Below are 15632 nucleotides of genomic sequence, written 5' to 3' on the forward strand. Positions count from 1 at the left end.
TCTACTGTGCGGAGCCCGTACCCCTGACGGCGGTCAGCCCTGAGGCGACGGGACCTCGGGAGAGGACGTGTCCGCGACGGAAGGCGAGCCGAGTCCATCGCCCCGATTGCATGACCGGAACGTCCTCCTCGCCGGAGATGAAGCCGAACGCGTCCGCCGCGAATGCCACTCCGCGCGGCAGACCGCCGAGATCGTCATCGGGCTCGCCCCAGATGGCCGCACGGAGGGCTCTAACCGCCTCCTCGCCCGCGCCCGGCGTCGCTCCACGAGCGACGGCGCTGATCCCCCACTGGGCGCGTCGGGCGATCACGGATGCCGTCAAAGTCGACGTCGCCTGCCAGGGGCCGCGCGGCGGGGCGACCCCGGCCCACGCGGGTGAGAGCCCGGTCTCCGGCAGTGTCAGGGCGCGCTCGTCGTCCGTCGCTGTGAGCGCGGCGACGACGACGTCGCACTCGAGCTCGGGGTCCGCCTGGACGACTCGCATCGCCAGCACCGTCGGAGTCTGATCGAACAGGCCGTGGGGAGAGAGCGCGGCGCCCGTCAGCGCGAGGACTCCCCTCGCTGCCTGCAGCCGAACCCCTTCATCGGAGATGCGGGTCGCTCGTCCGAGGAAGGTCAGAACGTCCTTCGCGGTCTCGGCGTCTGCGAGAAGAAGCTGGTGGGGCACACCCTCTAAACTAGCAACGCCAGAAGCATCCGCAGTCGCGGGAAGGAAGTCATGACCGCCGACGCCCACGCGATCCGCACCGTCGAACAACTCCTCGACGTGCTCGATCTCGACTCGACGCAGGCACGCACCACCGAGGACATCTTCACCGGTTCGTCGCATCCGATGCCGTCCGGACGGATCTACGGTGGCCAGGTGCTCGCGCAGAGCCTGCTCGCCGCGGAGCGCACGCTTCCGGAGGATCGGGCCGTCCACTCCATGCACGGCTACTTCCTGCGGCCGGGCGACGCGAGTCAGGGAATCACGATCGCCGTGGATCGCATCCACGACGGGCGATCCTTCTCGACTCGCCGATCACAGGCCTATCAGAACGGCGTACCGATCTTCTCGATGATCGCGTCCTTCCAGGACGAGGATCCGGGACTCGAGCATGCCGTCCCCATGCCCGCCGATGTCCCCGGTCCTGACTCCTTGCTCCCCGATGAGCAGCGCGTCGACGGTCTGCCGTCCGGCGTCGTGCGGATGCTCAGTGATCGCGCGGCCGACGTGCGCCATATCGACTCGCCTCTGTTTCTGCCGAGCGCAGACGACCGCGTCCCTCAACAGGGTGTGTGGATGCGCATGAAGGCGCCGCTTCCCGATGACCAGCGCATCCATAGGGCGGCTCTCGCATACCTGAGCGACATGACGATCCAGGAATCGATCCTCCGGGCCCATGGCGTCTATTGGGGCCTGCCCGGGCTCAAGGTGGCGAGCCTGGACCACGCGATGTGGTGGCACCGTCCCGCACGTGTCGACGAGTGGTTGCTCTATCTGCAGGAGTCCCCGAACGCGCGCGGCGGCCGTGGACTCGCCCAGGGACGCATCTACACGCAGTCGGGCGACCTCGTCGCCTCGGTCGCGCAGGAGATCATGGTCAGGGTGCCCGCACCGGCGTGATCCGGCCGGCGCCGACGAGTCAGCTCACCTCACCGGTGGGCGTACTCGATGGACGGTCCGACGTACGGTTCCCAGGCCTCGCGCATCTCCTGCGTGAGCCGCGTGGGTCGTCCGGTCTTCGCATCGACGAGCACGATGATGGCGGTGGAGCGCGCATAGATCGTGCGAGGTTCCGCCGTGGGGTCGTTGTGCACCTCGTAGCAGACCTCGACGCTGGAGCCGCCGAGCTTGCCGAACCACATCTGCACCTCGAGCGGGCGCCGTTGATAAGGCACCGGTGCGAGATACTCGATCTCCTGACGAGCGATGAGCGTCAGCGTTCCCTCGTCGATGCCTGAGTCGAGCACAGCCGTGGATGGCGCCTGCTCACCGGGACCCGCACGCCAGAACGCGCGTACGCGCGCCTCCTCGAGGAGCTTCAGCATCGAGGTGTTGTTGACGTGATTGAAGGCGTCCAGATCCCCCCAGCGGAGGTGGATCGGGATGTGCAGCCGGGATCCCGGTGTCAGGTCGGACATCGGGCGGTCAGTCGCGCGTGAGCTTGCGGTGCGTCGAGCGGTGCGGCTTCGCCGCGTCTGCACCGAGGCGCTGGATCTTGTTCTCCTCGTACGCCTCGAAGTTGCCCTCGAACCAGTACCACTGGTCGGGCTTCTCGTCGGTACCCTCGTACGCGAGGATGTGCGTCGCGATGCGGTCGAGGAACCACCGGTCGTGGGTGATCACGACTGCACAGCCGGGGAACTCGAGCAGCGCGTTCTCGAGGGAGCTCAGCGTCTCGACGTCCAGGTCGTTGGTGGGCTCGTCGAGCAGCAGCAGGTTGCCGCCCTCTTTCAGGGTGAGGGCCAGGTTCAGTCGGTTGCGCTCACCACCGGAGAGCACACCGGCCTTCTTCTGCTGGTCCGGTCCCTTGAAGCCGAACTTCGAGACGTACGCGCGCGAGGGGATCTCCGTCTTGCCCACGGTGATGAAGTCGAGCCCGTCGGAGACGACCTCCCACAGCGTCTTGTCCGGGTCGATGTTCGACCGGGACTGGTCGACGTAGCTGATCTTGACCGTCTCACCGATCTTGAGATCGCCCGCGTCGAGCGGCTCGAGGCCGACGATCGTCTTGAACAGCGTCGTCTTACCCACACCGTTCGGGCCGATCACGCCGACGATGCCGTTCGGCGGAAGGCTGAAGCTGAGGCCGTCGATGAGCGAACGCCCGTCGAACCCCTTCTTCAGGTTCTTCGCGTCGATGACGACACTCCCGAGTCGGGGACCCGCCGGGATCGTGATCTCCTCGAAGTCCAGCTTCCTGGTCCGCTCTGCCTCGGTCGCCATCTCCTCGTACCGCGCGAGACGTGCCTTGGACTTGGTCTGACGGCCCTTCGCGCTCGACCGCACCCACTCAAGCTCCTCCTTGAGGCGCTTGGCGAGCTTGGCGTCCTTCTTGCCCTGGATCTCGAGGCGTTCGCCCTTCTTCTCCAGATAGGTCGAGTAGTTGCCCTCGTACCCGATGAGCCGACCACGGTCGACCTCAGCGATCCACTCGGCGACGTGGTCGAGGAAGTACCGGTCGTGGGTGATCGCGATCACCGCGCCCTTGTACGCCTGCAGGTGCTGTTCGAGCCAGAGCACGCTCTCGGCGTCCAGGTGGTTGGTGGGCTCGTCGAGCAGCAGAAGATCGGGCTTCTGGAGCAGGAGCTTCGCCAGCGCGACTCGGCGCTTCTCTCCACCGGAGAGAGGCGCGATGGCGGCATCGGCCGGCGGCGTGCGGAGGGCGTCCATCGCCTGCTCGAGCTGCGAGTCGAGGTCCCAGCCATCGGCTGCATCGATCTCTTCCTGCAGTGTGCCCATCTCAGCCAAAAGCGAGTCGAAGTCCGCATCCGGGTCGGCCATCAGCATCGAGATCTCGTTGAAGCGGTCGACCTTCGCCTTGATGGCGATGCCGTCCTGGATGTTCTCGATGACGGTCTTGCTCTCGTCGAGCTCGGGCTCCTGCATCAGGATCCCGACGGAGAAGCCGGGAGACAGCTTCGCCTCACCGTTGGACGGCGTGTCCATGCCGGCCATGATCTTGAGGATCGTCGACTTGCCGGCGCCGTTCGGACCCACCATGCCGATCTTGGCACCGGGGAGGAATGCCATGGTGACGTCATCGAGGATGAGCTTGTCGCCCACCGCCTTGCGCGCACGAACCATCGAGTAGATGTACTCAGCCACCGAAAACCGCTCCTTCTGTTGGCGTCGAAGATCGACACTCCAGCCTACCGGCGATCGCAGGGCTCGCTACCGAAGCCGCCGTATCACCAGTCGATTGCCCGCGTCGCACCGACGAGACAGCGCCCTTCTGCGAGCTGGGGCATCACGACGGCGACGGGCTCGCCGGTCGACGGTCCCACCTGGCCGACGAGGCACTCCGCGTCGCCCCAACGCACCGCGAACTGCAGGCTCTCGACCGGGTTTCCGACCGTCGTGACGTCTGCGGTCACCTGCATGGCGGCCTTGTCGAAGCCGGCCGCCGTCAGGGCATCGATATACGCGCGGCCGGAAACCCTCTGCTCGGATGCCCATACGCCGTCGGTCACGGCTGCGAAGAGCGGCAGGTTGTCCTCCGCACTGCCGTCCGCCACGAACACGGGACCTGCCGGAGATGCCGACGGCCCCGGCGACGCAGCGGCGTCGGTCGGACCCGGTGCCGGTGCGGGCGAGACTGTCGGACCGCACGCCGTCAGCAGCAGCACCAGAGTCGTGCCGATGCCGACTGCGATCGCTGAACGCGGTGCGGAGGAGTCCGGTCGTCGAAGCACGAACCGAGTCTACGGGCGTCCTCCTCCGCACGCGTCCGGCTCACCACGATCGAGTGCGTCGGACGCAGTCCTCACCCGACCTCAGGACGCACCGGAACCTGAGGGGAACGAACCCACGAGGTCGCTGCCTGATCCCGCAGGCTCGGCGTCGTTCGCGGCCCACGACGTGTCGATGTCCTTCATCTCATCGCTCGAGCCCAGGCTCCCCGCGTCGTCGCTGACCGCATCCGACGGCGCCGCGCCACCTCGCGGAGGCGCGTCGACGGTCGATCTGGAACTACGGCGATACGCGGTCGTGCCCCAGCGGAGGTCGTGGCCGATCGCATCCGCGTCGATGTCGACGCTGGTCCCCTGCTTGCCGTTGTTCTCCCAGGCGCGGATCTTCATCCTCCCGGTGACGATCACGCTGTCGCCCGCCCGCAGCGAGGCCTTGGCATGCTCTCCCAACTGGCGAAACGCCGCGACCGAATACCAGTTCGTGACCACGTCGATCCAGGTCCGCGTCGATTCGTCGAACCGCCTGTGAGTGCTGGCGAGTCGGAAGTTCGTGACAGGGATCCCGCTGGTCGTGCGCCCCTGGGTGGGATCGGTCGCAACGTTTCCCACGATCGTCACTGTGTCGTACATGTTCGCTCCTCTGTGCCCGGAACGTGCGTCCGGCTCGCTACAGAGTGCGCTCCGGCGGTGCATCCTGCGCACGCGGAACACCAGATCCTGAACAACCAGAATCGACGTCCGCATGTGCAGAAGAACTGCGCTTGCCGCCGCATCACGCCACCCGCGCAATGTCGGTGGTCGGTCATACGTTCGAATCAGGAAAGGAGATTCGATGTCCGCCACCCTGATCACGTCCGTCCCCGAGGTTCCCCACGCGGCGCCGCGGCTGTCGGCGAAGAAGGAGCACCTTGTGCGCGCCTCAGCCCATCTCTGGCGGGTGCAGGACGCGAAGGACCGGGTCCTCGGGCATCTGCGCCTCGTCCCGGATCCCCTCGGGGTCAGGTATCGGGCGGAACGCCTCCACCTCGCCACGTCGTCTTTCCGACTCGTCGGAGACTTCTGGAGCGCAGACGATGCGGTGGCTGCGCTGCGGAACGGATGAGCCTCCGCACACGGGCCCAGGCGATGGTGCCCCCGGCAGGATTCGAACCTGCGACCAAGAGATTAGAAGGCTCCTGCTCTATCCCCTGAGCTACGGAGGCGCACAGAACTACCGTACCGCGCCCGACTCGGATGTCGGAGCCGTCGATAGGATGGCGACATGGTATCTGCCTCAGAGAACGACCGCCTCGTCTGGATCGACTGTGAGATGACCGGTCTCGATCTCTCCGTCGACGAGCTCGTCGAGATCGCCGTCGTCATCACTGATTTCGAACTGCGTCCGGTCGATCCCGGCTTCCAGATCGTGATCCGCCCGAGCGACACAGCACTCGAGAACATGAACGACTTCGTGACGAAGATGCACGAGTCCTCCGGGCTGATCACAGAGATCCCGCATGGCGTCTCGCTGGCCGAGGCCGAGGAGCAGACCCTCGCCTACATCAAGCGGTTCGTCCCCCTCGAACGCAAGGCTCCGCTCGCAGGCAACACCATCGGCACCGACCGCATGTTCCTGGCGAAGTACATGAGCCAGGTGGACCAGTGGCTGCACTACCGCAACGTCGACGTCTCCAGCATCAAGGAGTTGTCGCGGCGGTGGTACCCGCGGGTGTTCTTCCAGGCGCCGGCGAAGGACGGCGGACACCGCGCCCTCGCGGACATCCTCGAGTCGATCCGCGAGCTGCGGTACTACCGTGAGGCGGTCTTCGTCGACGAGCCCGGACCGTCGAGTGACGACGCTCGCGACATCGCCACTCGCACCGTGTCAGAGTTCACCCCGAACATGTAATAGACTCGTCTGGTTGCCAATCGCGATTGGCACATGGTGGGTATAGCTCAGCTGGTAGAGCGCTGGCTTGTGGTGCCGGATGTCGCGGGTTCGAGTCCCGTTACTCACCCCACTCAGAGAAGGTCCGAGTCGAGAGACTCGGACCTTCTTCTGTTCTCCTCGTCGGATGACGCCTCGGTCCTGAAGCCCAGGCGGCCGTGATCGAGAGCACGCTGAGCTGCCCCTAGGATTGCGGGGTGTCGCTCGCCGTGTGGTTCTCGCTTCTGACCGCCTGCGTGGTGATCAGCTTCACACCGGGCGCCGGTGCGATCAACACGATGTCGAACGCTCTGAGTCAGGGCTGGCGCCGATCGATCTGGGGCATCCTCGGGCAGCAGCTGGCTCTCATCCTCCATGTCGTGATCGTCGCCGCCGGCCTGGGGCTTCTCGTCTCGCAGTCCGAAGTCCTCTTCAACGTGATCAGGTATGCCGGCGCGGCGTACCTGGTCTTCCTCGGAATCCGACTGATCCTCACGAGGCCTCGACGTGCCGCCGATGACGACGGGACGGTCGTCGACCTGCACGAGGGCCACTGGTCGATGATCAGACGCGGATTCTGGGTCAACCTGCTCAATCCCAAGGCGATCGTCTTCTTCCTCGCCTTCATCCCGCAGTTCATCCGACTGGACGAGCCCCAACTCCCCCAGTACCTCACTCTCATCGGCACCGTCATCATCGTCGACATCGTGGTGATGTGGGGATTCTTCGCCACAGCGGCCGGACCGTTCCGCAGGCTCACGAGATCCTCGCGGGGGCAGCGGACGCTCAACAGTGTCTTCGGCGTCCTCTTCATCGCCGTCGCGGGCCTCCTCGTCTTCCTCCACTGACACGCAGCTCCCCCAGCCGGCAATAGGCTGGAGCTGATGGAGATGGATGCAGCGGACTTCGAAGAGCTCGTGATCGACGAGCTCGATCGCCTGCCCGACGAGATGGTCGACGGGCTGGAGAACGTGGTGTTCGTCGTCGAGGATCGTCCGGAGGATGGAAGCCTTGACCTGCTCGGACTCTATGACGGCTTGGCCCTGACGGAGCGCACGCAATACGGCTCCGGGGAGCTCCCGGATCGGATCGTCGTCTATCGCGAGTCTCATCTGGCCGCCTGCGACACCGATGACGAGCTTCGCGACGAGATCCACACGACCCTCGTGCACGAGATCGCGCACTTCTACGGCATCGACGACGAGCAGCTCCACACGCTGGGGTGGGCATGAGTCCCCTCGCTACACCTGACATCGACGAACAGCTCGATCTCTCGGCCGCCCCGCTCGAGCCCTGGGAGGTCGTCGTGTGGAACGACCCGGTGAATCTGATGAGCTACGTCGTGCGGGTCTTCCGCACCTACTTCGGATATTCGCTCGAGCGAGCCACGATGCTGATGCGACAGGTGCACCACGACGGTCAGGCCATCGTCGCTACGGGCCCGCGCGAGACGATGGAGGTGCACGCGCAGGCGATGCACGACTACGGCCTCTGGGCGACCGTCCGAAAGGCTTCGAGGTGACCGACCTGACCGTACGGGTGCGGATGGCCCGCGTCGAGGGTGCGCAGCTGGTGCACCTGGTCGACGACTTCCGTGAACTCGTGGGAGCGAACCGCGACGTCGAGGATCCCGCGATCGGTCGCCTGATTCCAGACCCCTATCCCGAAGACGAAGACTCGTCGCGCGCGTTCCGTGACGCGACCCGAGACGATCTCTTGGATCGACGCGCTCTGGACGCGGACATCGTCCGTACCGCACTCGCCGGGATGCGCGGGGACCTCGGCGACATGCCCCAGAACGAAGCCTTCGCAGAGCACGATCTCGACATCCCCCTGTCTGATGTCGACGCGTGGATGCGCACGCTCACCGCCCTCCGACTCGTCATCGCCGAGCGTCTCGGCATCCAGACCGATGACGATCATGATCCCGACGACCCGAGGTACGGCGTCTACGACTGGCTCGGATATCGTCTCGAGCTGACTGTCGAAGCGGCGGACCGCCTTCTCTGAGCTACGGCACTTCAACGACTCTGGTCGCCAGGGAGCGGGGATCATCGCGCGCGATGTGATCGCTTTCCTGCCGCGCCCACTGCTCCCAATGAGGCCGGTACGTCTCGCCATCCCGCGCCAGAGCCCGCGCCTTGCGGCCGGTTTCGGCGGACTCGATCCAGACGCGCACGTCCGCGATCGCCGCGGTGGCCGGCGTCAGTATCCCGCTCCCCTCGATGAGCACGCCCAGCGAGGGGTCTACCGCGTGAGTCTCAGCCTCGGCGCCCTTCGCCCAGTCCCAGCGTCGCCACTCCCCGAGGTACCCGCGACCATGCGGACGCAGAATACCGTTCAGTGCTCGCTCCACTCCGTCGCTGAGGCCGTCCCAACCGGGGTAGATGGAGTCGAGAGCGACGAGCTGCACCCGTCCGGCGATCGGCCAGCGCTGGACGAGCATCCGGGCGAGAGTCGTCTTACCGGCACCGCTGCGACCGTCGATGAGGACGACCGGATTGGCCGCAGACAGCATCCGGATGTCCTCGACGATCTGGGTCGCTGCGCGCTCGAGCGCGACAGCGACCGGGTCGTCACTTCTTGAGTGCACGGATGATGCGAGAGAGCGCGCGCCCGGTGACCCAGATGAACGGCACGGCGACGACGAGCAGCGTCACGATGTTGGGCTCGAATCGCAGTCCCTCCTCGCGGCGGACGTAGACGCCGACCGGAACGGAGACACCGCCGCCACCACCGCCTTCGGCGCCGTCACCGCTGCCTCCGCCGAAGCCGGAGTAGGTGAAAGCGACAGGAGTGATGCTCACTCCATCGACATCCTGCTGTTCGCCGTACGCGCTCTTCACGCCGAACGCGGCGGCCTGCTTTCCGAGTTCCAGTGCAATGTTGGGCATGGCTCCACGCTAGTCCAGGAATCGTCCGCGACAAGCGTCAATCCAGTCCATGGGCCTTGGGATGCTGGGCAGCGCCGCGGCCGTCACCGCGCCCTATGTGGCGCGCTCGACTGATCGTGGCGCTCCCGAACCGTGCCACGGCGTCGTCGACCGCGCCCTCGACGCGTCGCCAGTCCTCATCGTCGTCCCACAGGCCGAACCCGCCACCGCCGGCGGGGCGCAGCTTCTCTGCGCGCACCCCGACGAGCCGCACAGGATCGCGTCGCTCGATCTGATCGAAGAGCGTCTGAGCCGCTTCGCCGATGCGCTGCCCCACCGCGGTGGGTTCCGGGAGCGTCTGTGAACGGCTGATGGTGCGGAAGTCCTCGAACCTGATCTTGATGGCGACGGTCGAGGTCTCCCACTCTGCTTTCCGCAGACGCGCCGCGACGCGGTCCGCGAGTCGCAGCAGCTCAGCCCTGAGGAACGATCGGTCCATGATGTCCGTGTCGAACGTCTCCTCGTGCCCGATGCTCTTCTCCACCCGCTCGGTCTCGACTGCACGGGGGTCCTCCCCGCGGGCGAGTTCCGAGAGCCGAGCGCTCAGAGCCGGTCCGACGGCACGGTCGAGAATCGCCTGCGACGAGGTGCGGATGTCCCGCACTGTGCGAATTCCTCGTCCCTCCAGCGCTTCGGCGGCTTTCGGGCCCACACCCCACATCGCACGCACTGGGCGCGGATCGAGGAAGTCCTGGGTTTCCGATGCGGCGATGACCAGCATCCCGTCAGGTTTCGAGATCGTCGAGGCCATCTTCGCCACATGCTTGGTCGCAGCGACGCCGACGCTGCAGGTGATCCCGACCTCTTCTCTGACTCGCTCGCGAACGAGGTGCGCGATTCTCGCAGGGCTCCCCCACAGACGTCGCACGCCCCGCACATCGAGAAACGCCTCATCGACAGAGAGCGGCTCGACGAGCGGTGTGAACGACTCGAAGATCGCCATGACCTGTCGCGAGACGGCGTGGTATCGATGGAAATGCGGAGGGACGATGCGCGCAGAAGGACACAGGCGCAGAGCCTGAGAGACCGGCATAGCTGCGCGAACGCCGTAGCGACGAGCCTCGTACGATGCGCTCGACACCACCGAGCGACCGTCAGGCGCTCCGATGATCAACGGGAGTCCTCGCAGGCTCGGATCATCGAGCACCTCGACGGCCGCGTAGAACGCATCCATATCGACGTGCAGGATGCTCGTGCCGGTGTCGTCGGCATCCGCGGACGACACGATGCGCCCTCTGCCGTCACCGTGACCCATGACACCATTCTCCCCCGGGCCTCGGACATGAGGCCCGGGGGAACCGGTTACTGCGCAGCGCGCTCGAGGACGAGTTCGCGGACACGGGCGGCGTCCGCCTGGCCCTTCATCGCCTTCATCACAGCGCCGATAACGGCCCCGGCGGCCTGGACCTTGCCGTCCTTGATCTTGGCCAGCACATCGGGCTGCGCTGCGAGTGCGTCGTCGATCGCTGCGATCAGCGCACCGTCATCCGAGACGACCGCGAGTCCGCGGCCATCGACGACCTCCTGAGGCGTGCCCTCGCCCGCGATGACGCCCTCGAGCACCTGACGCGCGAGCTTGTCTGTGAGCGTTCCGGCGTCGACGAGTTTCTGCAGGGCCGCGACGTTCTCCGGCGAGACCAGCTCGGTGACGTCCTTCTCCTGTGAGTTGGCGAGGCGCGTGATCTCGCCCGTCCACCACTTCCGGGCCGTCGCCGGAGACGCGCCGGCGGCGATCGTCGCTTCGACGACCTCCAGCAGCCCTCCATTGCGCACGTCCTGGAACTCCAGGTCCGTGAAGCCCCACTCGGCCATCAGACGGCGTCGACGGGCGACGGGCTGTTCCGGGAGCTCGGCACGCAGGGCTTCGATCAGCTCTGCTGCAGGCTCCACCGGCAGGAGGTCGGGCTCAGGGAAGTAGCGATAGTCGTCCGCATCCGACTTCGGACGACCGGGCGAGGTCGTCCCGGTGTCCTCGTGCCAGTGTCGCGTCTCCTGAGTGATGGTCCCGCCATCGGCGAGGATCTGCGCCTGACGCTGGATCTCGTACCGGACGGCACGCTCGACCGAGCGCATCGAGTTGACGTTCTTCGTCTCGGTGCGGGTGCCCAGCTTCTCCTGTCCGCGGGGACGCAGCGACACGTTCGCGTCGCAGCGCAGGTTGCCTCGTTCCAGACGCGCCTCGGAGATCCCGAGGCTGCGCACGATGTCACGGATCGTCGCGACGTATGCCTTGGCGACCTCGGGGGCGCGGTGCTCGGTGCCGAAGATCGTCTTCGTCACGATCTCGACGAGCGGCACACCGGCGCGGTTGTAGTCGACGAGCGAGTATTCGGCTCCCTGGATGCGTCCGGTCGCGCCACCCATGTGGGTGAGCTTGCCGGCGTCCTCCTCCATGTGGGCGCGCTCGATGGGGATCTGCACGATCGTGCCGTCCTCGAGCTCCACCTCGACGGAACCCTCGAACGCGATCGGCTCGTCGTACTGGGAGATCTGGTAGTTCTTGCCGAGATCCGGGTAGAAGTAGTTCTTCCGGGCGAAGCGGCTCGACGGTGCGATCGAGCATCCGAGAGCGAGACCTAGACTGATCGACGAACGGATCGCCGTCTCGTTCACGACCGGGAGCGATCCGGGCAGGCCCAGATCCACCGGCGCGATCAGCGTGTTGGGCTCGGCGGCGTGGTAGAGCTCGTTCGCCGGGTTCGGCGCGTCCGAGAACATCTTGGTGTGCGTGTTGAGCTCGACGTGGACCTCGAACCCGAGCACGGGCTCGTACAGTTCGAGCGCTTTGTCGAAGTCCATGAGCTTGGCGGTGGCCATCAGCGGGTCCCTCCCACGAGCTGGGGTGCACGCGTGAGAAGCGGCGCTCCCCACGAATCGACGAGCAGCGTCTCGACGGCCGCGCCCACCTTGTAGAGTCGCGCATCCTCCCGCGCCGGTGCGATGAACTGGATGCCGACGGGCAATCCGTCTTCCGACGCGAGTCCGCTGGGGACCGAGATGCCGGGAACGCCCGCGAGGTTGACGGGAATGGTCGTGATGTCGTTCAGATACATCTGCAGCGGATCGTCGATCTTCTCGCCGATCTTGAACGCGGTGGTCGGAGCCGAGGGCGTCGCGATGACGTCGACCTCCGCGAAGGCGTTCGCGAAGTCCTGCTGAATGAGCGTGCGCACCTTCTGAGCACTGCCGTAGTACGCGTCGTAGTAGCCGGCCGACAGCGCGTAGGTGCCGAGGATGATGCGTCGCTTCACCTCGTCGCCGAAACCGGCGTCACGCGTGGCGGACATGACGTCCTCGACGGTGGGGGTGCCGTGGGGCGTGACGCGCAGGCCGAAGCGCACCGAGTCGAACTTCGCGAGGTTGCTCGACGCCTCTGCAGGCAGGATCAGGTAGTAGGCCGCGACGCCGTACTCGAAGTGCGGAGCGCCGATCTCGACGATCTCCGCGCCCTGCGCCTCCATCATCGCGAGCGCGCTGCGGAACGATTCGGCGACACCGGGCTGGAACCCGCTGTCCGGCAGCTCGCGGATGACACCGACCTTGAGCCCCTTGAGCACGTCACCGCGCGCGCCCTCACGGGCCGCGTCAGCGAACGAGGGCCACTCGTCACGCAAAGACGTGGAGTCCTTCGGGTCGTGCCCGCCGATCGCATCGTGCAGGAGACCCGCGTCGAGCACTGTACGCGTGACGGGTCCGACCTGGTCGAGGCTGGAGGCGAGTGCGATGGCCCCGTAGCGGCTGACGCCGCCGTAGGTCGGCTTGACGCCCACCGTGCCGGTGACATGAGCAGGCTGACGGATCGAGCCGCCGGTGTCGGAGCCGAGTGCCAGCGGAGCCTCGAAAGCGGCGACTGCTGCCGCCGATCCGCCGCCGGAACCGCCCGGGATCCGGTCGAGGTCCCACGGGTTGCGGGTGGGACCGTAGGCGGAGTGCTCCGTCGAGGACCCCATGGCGAACTCGTCCATGTTGGTCTTGCCGAGCGGGATCAGCCCCGCCGCGCGCGAGCGGGCGACGACCGTGGCGTCGTACGGCGAGCGGTAGCCCTCGAGGATCCGCGAGCCGCTCGTCGTCGGTTGGTCGGTCGTCACGAGGACGTCCTTGATGGCGAGCGGCACGCCGGCGATCGGGCCGAGCTGCTCACCCGCCGCACGCTGGGCGTCGACAGCGGCGGCCGCCTCGAGCGCACCCTCGTTGATGTGCAGGAAGGCATGAACGTCGCCGTCGACGGCTGCGATGCGGTCGAGGTGAGCGCGAGTGGCCTCGACGCTCGAGATCTCGCGGCTGGCGAGCTTGTCGGCAAGCTCCGCCGCAGTCATGCGGATGATGTCGCTCACTGCTCTTCTCCCAGGATCGCGGTGACGCGGAATCGGCCGTCGGCCTGATCCGGCGCGTTCTGGAGCACCTGCTCGTGTGTGAGGGTCTCGCCCACCACATCGGGACGGTAGACGTTGCTCAGCGGAATCGGATGACTCGTCGCTGCGATGTCGGGGCCTGCGACCTCCGACACCTTCGCGATGTTGTCGACGATGGCATCGAGCTGGCCCGTGAGTCGGGACACCTCGTCGTCGTTGAGCTGGATGCGCGCGAGCACGCCGAGATGACGCACGAGATCAGGGGTGATTTCAGACACGGCCCCAGTCTAGTTGCCGTGCTCACCGGGTCCCTGCAGTCCGGCGAAGCCGCCCTATGCTGGGCGGGTGAGCTCGTACCAGCCTCCTCGCCCATGGATCGCCAGCTATGCCGCAGGCGTCCCGGAAGACCTCTCCCCCGTGTCCGAATCGCTGGTCGACATCGTCGCCGCGTCCGCCCGCGACTACCCGGATGCCCCCGCCCTGCAGTTCTTCGGTCGTGAGACGTCGTACTCAGAACTGCAGAATGCGATCGACCGAGCAGCCGCAGGACTGCGCGACCTCGGCGTGCGGGCGGGCGATCCCGTGGCGATCGTGCTTCCGAACTGTCCGCAGCACATCGTGGCGTTCTACGCGGTGCTCCGTCTCGGCGCCGTCGTCGTCGAGCACAACCCGCTCTACACTCCGCGCGAGCTGCGGAAGCAGTTCGAGGACCATGGCGCGAAGCACGCGATCGTGTGGAACAAGGTCGTCGCCACGGTGCAGGAGTTCCCCGCCGACCTCGCCGTGACGAACCTCATCTCCGTCGATGTGACGCGCGCGATGCCCCTCCTCACTCGTGTGGCGCTGCGGCTGCCGGTGGCGAAGGCCCGTGAGTCTCGCGCCGCTCTGACCGAGAAGGTGCGAGGAACCGTCACCTGGGACTCGCTGGTGCAGTCCGCCCCGATCCCTGCCGCGCACCCGAAGCCCGCCACCGACGACCTCGCGATCATCCAATACACGTCCGGCACGACGGGAACCCCCAAGGGCGCCGCCCTGACCCACGGCAACCTGCTCGCGAACGCCGCGCAGTCGCAGGCATGGGTTCCGTCGATCCAGCGCGGCAAGGGCTGCGTCGTGTACGCGGTGCTGCCGATGTTCCACGCATACGGTCTCACGCTCTGCCTGACATTCGCGATGTCCATGGGTGCGCGCCTGGTGCTCTTCCCGAAGTTCGATCCGGATCTCGTGCTCGACGTGATGAAGAAGCACCCCGCCACCTTCCTTCCCCTCGTGCCCCCGATCGCCGACCGCCTGCTGTCGGCGGCGAAGGCGAAGGATGTCTCGCTCGACGGCATCGAGGTCGCGATCTCCGGTGCCATGGCTTTGCCGCACGAACTCGTGGTGCCGTTCGAGGCGGCGACGCATGGCTTCCTCGTCGAGGGGTACGGACTCAGCGAGTGCTCCCCCGTGTTGATGGCGAACCCCGTAGCTGACAACCGCGTGCCCGGCACCGTGGGACTTCCTCTTCCGGCAACCGAATGCCGCGTCGTCGATCCCGAGAACCCGACCGTCGACGTTCCTGAAGGATCCGCGGGTGAGCTCCTGGTGCGCGGACCCCAGGTGTTCTCCGGCTACTACGGCAAGCCGGAGGAGACGGAGGCCGTCTTCGTCGACGGCTGGTTCCGCACCGGTGACATCGTGACGGTCGACGAGGCGGGTTTCATCCGGATCGTCGACCGCATCAAGGAGCTGATCATCACCGGCGGCTTCAATGTGGCCCCCACCGAGGTCGAGAGCGCTCTGCGTCAGCATCCTCAGGTCGTGGACGCTGCCGTGGTCGGTCTGCCGAGCGACCACTCCGGCGAGGAGGTCGTCGCCGCGATCGTCGTCGACGCGGGGGCAGACGTCGACGTCGAAGCGATCCGCGAGTATGCGCGCAGCATCCTCACCCCGTACAAGGTTCCGCGGCGTCTGTTCATCGTCGACGAGCTGCCCAAATCGCTGATCGGCAAGGTGCTGCGTCGCCAGGTCAAGGAGAGACTGCTCACTCTGACTTCCGGCTCCTGA

General features: G+C 66.5%; 19 protein-coding genes and 2 tRNA genes. 9 read left to right on the forward strand and 12 right to left on the reverse strand.

What is annotated here, in order from left to right:
* Position 1: 1 nt before the first annotated feature.
* Positions 2-667 carry a hypothetical protein gene (locus ACZZZF_RS03460; RefSeq protein ID WP_463497068.1) on the reverse strand — a complete coding sequence of 222 codons (666 nt, stop codon included), beginning with the start codon at positions 665-667 and terminating at the stop codon, positions 2-4.
* A gap of 51 nt (positions 668-718) precedes the next feature.
* Between ACZZZF_RS03460 and ACZZZF_RS03465 the strand changes: the two genes are divergently transcribed.
* Entirely contained in the window at positions 719-1606 is an 888-nt protein-coding gene (locus ACZZZF_RS03465; RefSeq protein ID WP_056278695.1) for an acyl-CoA thioesterase, read from the forward strand.
* Between the two features lie 29 nt (positions 1607-1635).
* Here the strand turns inward: ACZZZF_RS03465 and ACZZZF_RS03470 are convergent, their stop codons facing one another.
* From ACZZZF_RS03470 to ACZZZF_RS03485, 4 genes are all read right to left on the reverse strand, one after another.
* Positions 1636-2124 carry an acyl-CoA thioesterase gene (locus ACZZZF_RS03470; RefSeq protein ID WP_056278694.1) on the reverse strand — a complete coding sequence of 163 codons (489 nt, stop codon included), beginning with the start codon at positions 2122-2124 and terminating at the stop codon, positions 1636-1638.
* 7 nt (positions 2125-2131) lie between these two features.
* On the reverse strand, positions 2132-3811 hold the full coding sequence (ettA, locus tag ACZZZF_RS03475) for an energy-dependent translational throttle protein EttA (RefSeq protein WP_053096025.1): 1680 nt from the start codon (positions 3809-3811) through the stop codon (positions 2132-2134).
* 83 nt (positions 3812-3894) lie between these two features.
* Complete coding sequence (locus tag ACZZZF_RS03480; RefSeq protein ID WP_463497070.1) at positions 3895-4398, reverse strand: DUF6993 domain-containing protein; 504 nt, start codon at positions 4396-4398, stop codon at positions 3895-3897.
* 81 nt (positions 4399-4479) lie between these two features.
* A complete protein-coding gene (locus ACZZZF_RS03485) occupies positions 4480-5025 on the reverse strand; it encodes a single-stranded DNA-binding protein (RefSeq protein WP_053096024.1) in 546 nt (181 codons plus the stop codon).
* A gap of 202 nt (positions 5026-5227) precedes the next feature.
* Here ACZZZF_RS03485 and ACZZZF_RS03490 point away from each other — a divergent pair, with 202 nt between their 5' ends.
* Positions 5228-5497 carry a hypothetical protein gene (locus ACZZZF_RS03490; RefSeq protein WP_400340983.1) on the forward strand — a complete coding sequence of 90 codons (270 nt, stop codon included), beginning with the start codon at positions 5228-5230 and terminating at the stop codon, positions 5495-5497.
* A 24-nt stretch (positions 5498-5521) separates the two neighbouring features.
* On the opposite strand, the gene ACZZZF_RS03495 is transcribed toward ACZZZF_RS03490, so the two are convergent.
* Positions 5522-5597: transfer RNA gene (locus tag ACZZZF_RS03495), tRNA-Arg, on the reverse strand.
* Between the two features lie 59 nt (positions 5598-5656).
* On the opposite strand from ACZZZF_RS03495, the gene orn reads away from it, so the two are divergent.
* From orn to ACZZZF_RS03525, 6 genes are all read left to right on the forward strand, one after another.
* Positions 5657-6283, forward strand: coding sequence for an oligoribonuclease (gene orn, locus ACZZZF_RS03500; protein WP_463497072.1), 627 nt, complete (start codon positions 5657-5659; stop codon positions 6281-6283).
* Positions 6284-6319: 36 nt separating this feature from the next.
* Positions 6320-6395: transfer RNA gene (locus ACZZZF_RS03505), tRNA-His, on the forward strand.
* 124 nt (positions 6396-6519) lie between these two features.
* Entirely contained in the window at positions 6520-7149 is a 630-nt protein-coding gene (locus ACZZZF_RS03510) for a LysE family transporter (protein WP_394194153.1), read from the forward strand.
* Between the two features lie 36 nt (positions 7150-7185).
* On the forward strand, positions 7186-7533 hold the full coding sequence (locus ACZZZF_RS03515; protein ID WP_056278692.1) for a metallopeptidase family protein: 348 nt from the start codon (positions 7186-7188) through the stop codon (positions 7531-7533).
* Complete coding sequence (clpS, locus tag ACZZZF_RS03520; protein ID WP_053096019.1) at positions 7530-7823, forward strand: ATP-dependent Clp protease adapter ClpS; 294 nt, start codon at positions 7530-7532, stop codon at positions 7821-7823. The genes ACZZZF_RS03515 and clpS overlap by 4 nt, the downstream gene beginning before the upstream one ends.
* Complete coding sequence (locus ACZZZF_RS03525) at positions 7820-8311, forward strand: DUF2017 family protein (protein WP_463497075.1); 492 nt, start codon at positions 7820-7822, stop codon at positions 8309-8311. The genes clpS and ACZZZF_RS03525 overlap by 4 nt, the downstream gene beginning before the upstream one ends.
* Position 8312: 1 nt before the next feature.
* Here ACZZZF_RS03525 and ACZZZF_RS03530 read toward each other — a convergent pair whose 3' ends face one another.
* Genes ACZZZF_RS03530 through gatC form a run of 6 tightly spaced genes read right to left on the reverse strand, consistent with a single transcriptional unit; the run spans position 8313 to position 13864 of the window.
* A complete protein-coding gene (locus ACZZZF_RS03530; RefSeq protein WP_157538167.1) occupies positions 8313-8894 on the reverse strand; it encodes a nucleoside/nucleotide kinase family protein in 582 nt (193 codons plus the stop codon).
* Complete coding sequence (locus ACZZZF_RS03535) at positions 8878-9195, reverse strand: hypothetical protein (RefSeq protein WP_053096016.1); 318 nt, start codon at positions 9193-9195, stop codon at positions 8878-8880. The genes ACZZZF_RS03530 and ACZZZF_RS03535 overlap by 17 nt, the downstream gene beginning before the upstream one ends.
* A gap of 37 nt (positions 9196-9232) precedes the next feature.
* The gene (dinB, locus tag ACZZZF_RS03540) at positions 9233-10489 is read right to left on the reverse strand and encodes a DNA polymerase IV (protein WP_463497077.1); all 1257 of its coding nucleotides are present in this window, start codon (positions 10487-10489) and stop codon (positions 9233-9235) included.
* Between the two features lie 47 nt (positions 10490-10536).
* A complete protein-coding gene (gatB, locus tag ACZZZF_RS03545) occupies positions 10537-12051 on the reverse strand; it encodes an Asp-tRNA(Asn)/Glu-tRNA(Gln) amidotransferase subunit GatB (protein WP_320488209.1) in 1515 nt (504 codons plus the stop codon).
* Positions 12051-13568 carry an Asp-tRNA(Asn)/Glu-tRNA(Gln) amidotransferase subunit GatA gene (gene gatA, locus ACZZZF_RS03550; RefSeq protein ID WP_463497079.1) on the reverse strand — a complete coding sequence of 506 codons (1518 nt, stop codon included), beginning with the start codon at positions 13566-13568 and terminating at the stop codon, positions 12051-12053. The genes gatB and gatA overlap by 1 nt, the downstream gene beginning before the upstream one ends.
* Positions 13565-13864: an Asp-tRNA(Asn)/Glu-tRNA(Gln) amidotransferase subunit GatC gene (gene gatC, locus ACZZZF_RS03555; RefSeq protein ID WP_053096012.1), complete on the reverse strand. Its 300-nt coding sequence runs from the start codon at positions 13862-13864 to the stop codon at positions 13565-13567. Before gatC ends, gatA begins: the two co-directional genes overlap by 4 nt.
* Before the next feature lie 67 nt (positions 13865-13931).
* Here gatC and ACZZZF_RS03560 point away from each other — a divergent pair, with 67 nt between their 5' ends.
* Complete coding sequence (locus tag ACZZZF_RS03560) at positions 13932-15632, forward strand: long-chain-fatty-acid--CoA ligase (RefSeq protein ID WP_463497082.1); 1701 nt, start codon at positions 13932-13934, stop codon at positions 15630-15632.

The sequence above is a fragment of the Microbacterium sp. AC215 genome (genome assembly GCF_979258645.1).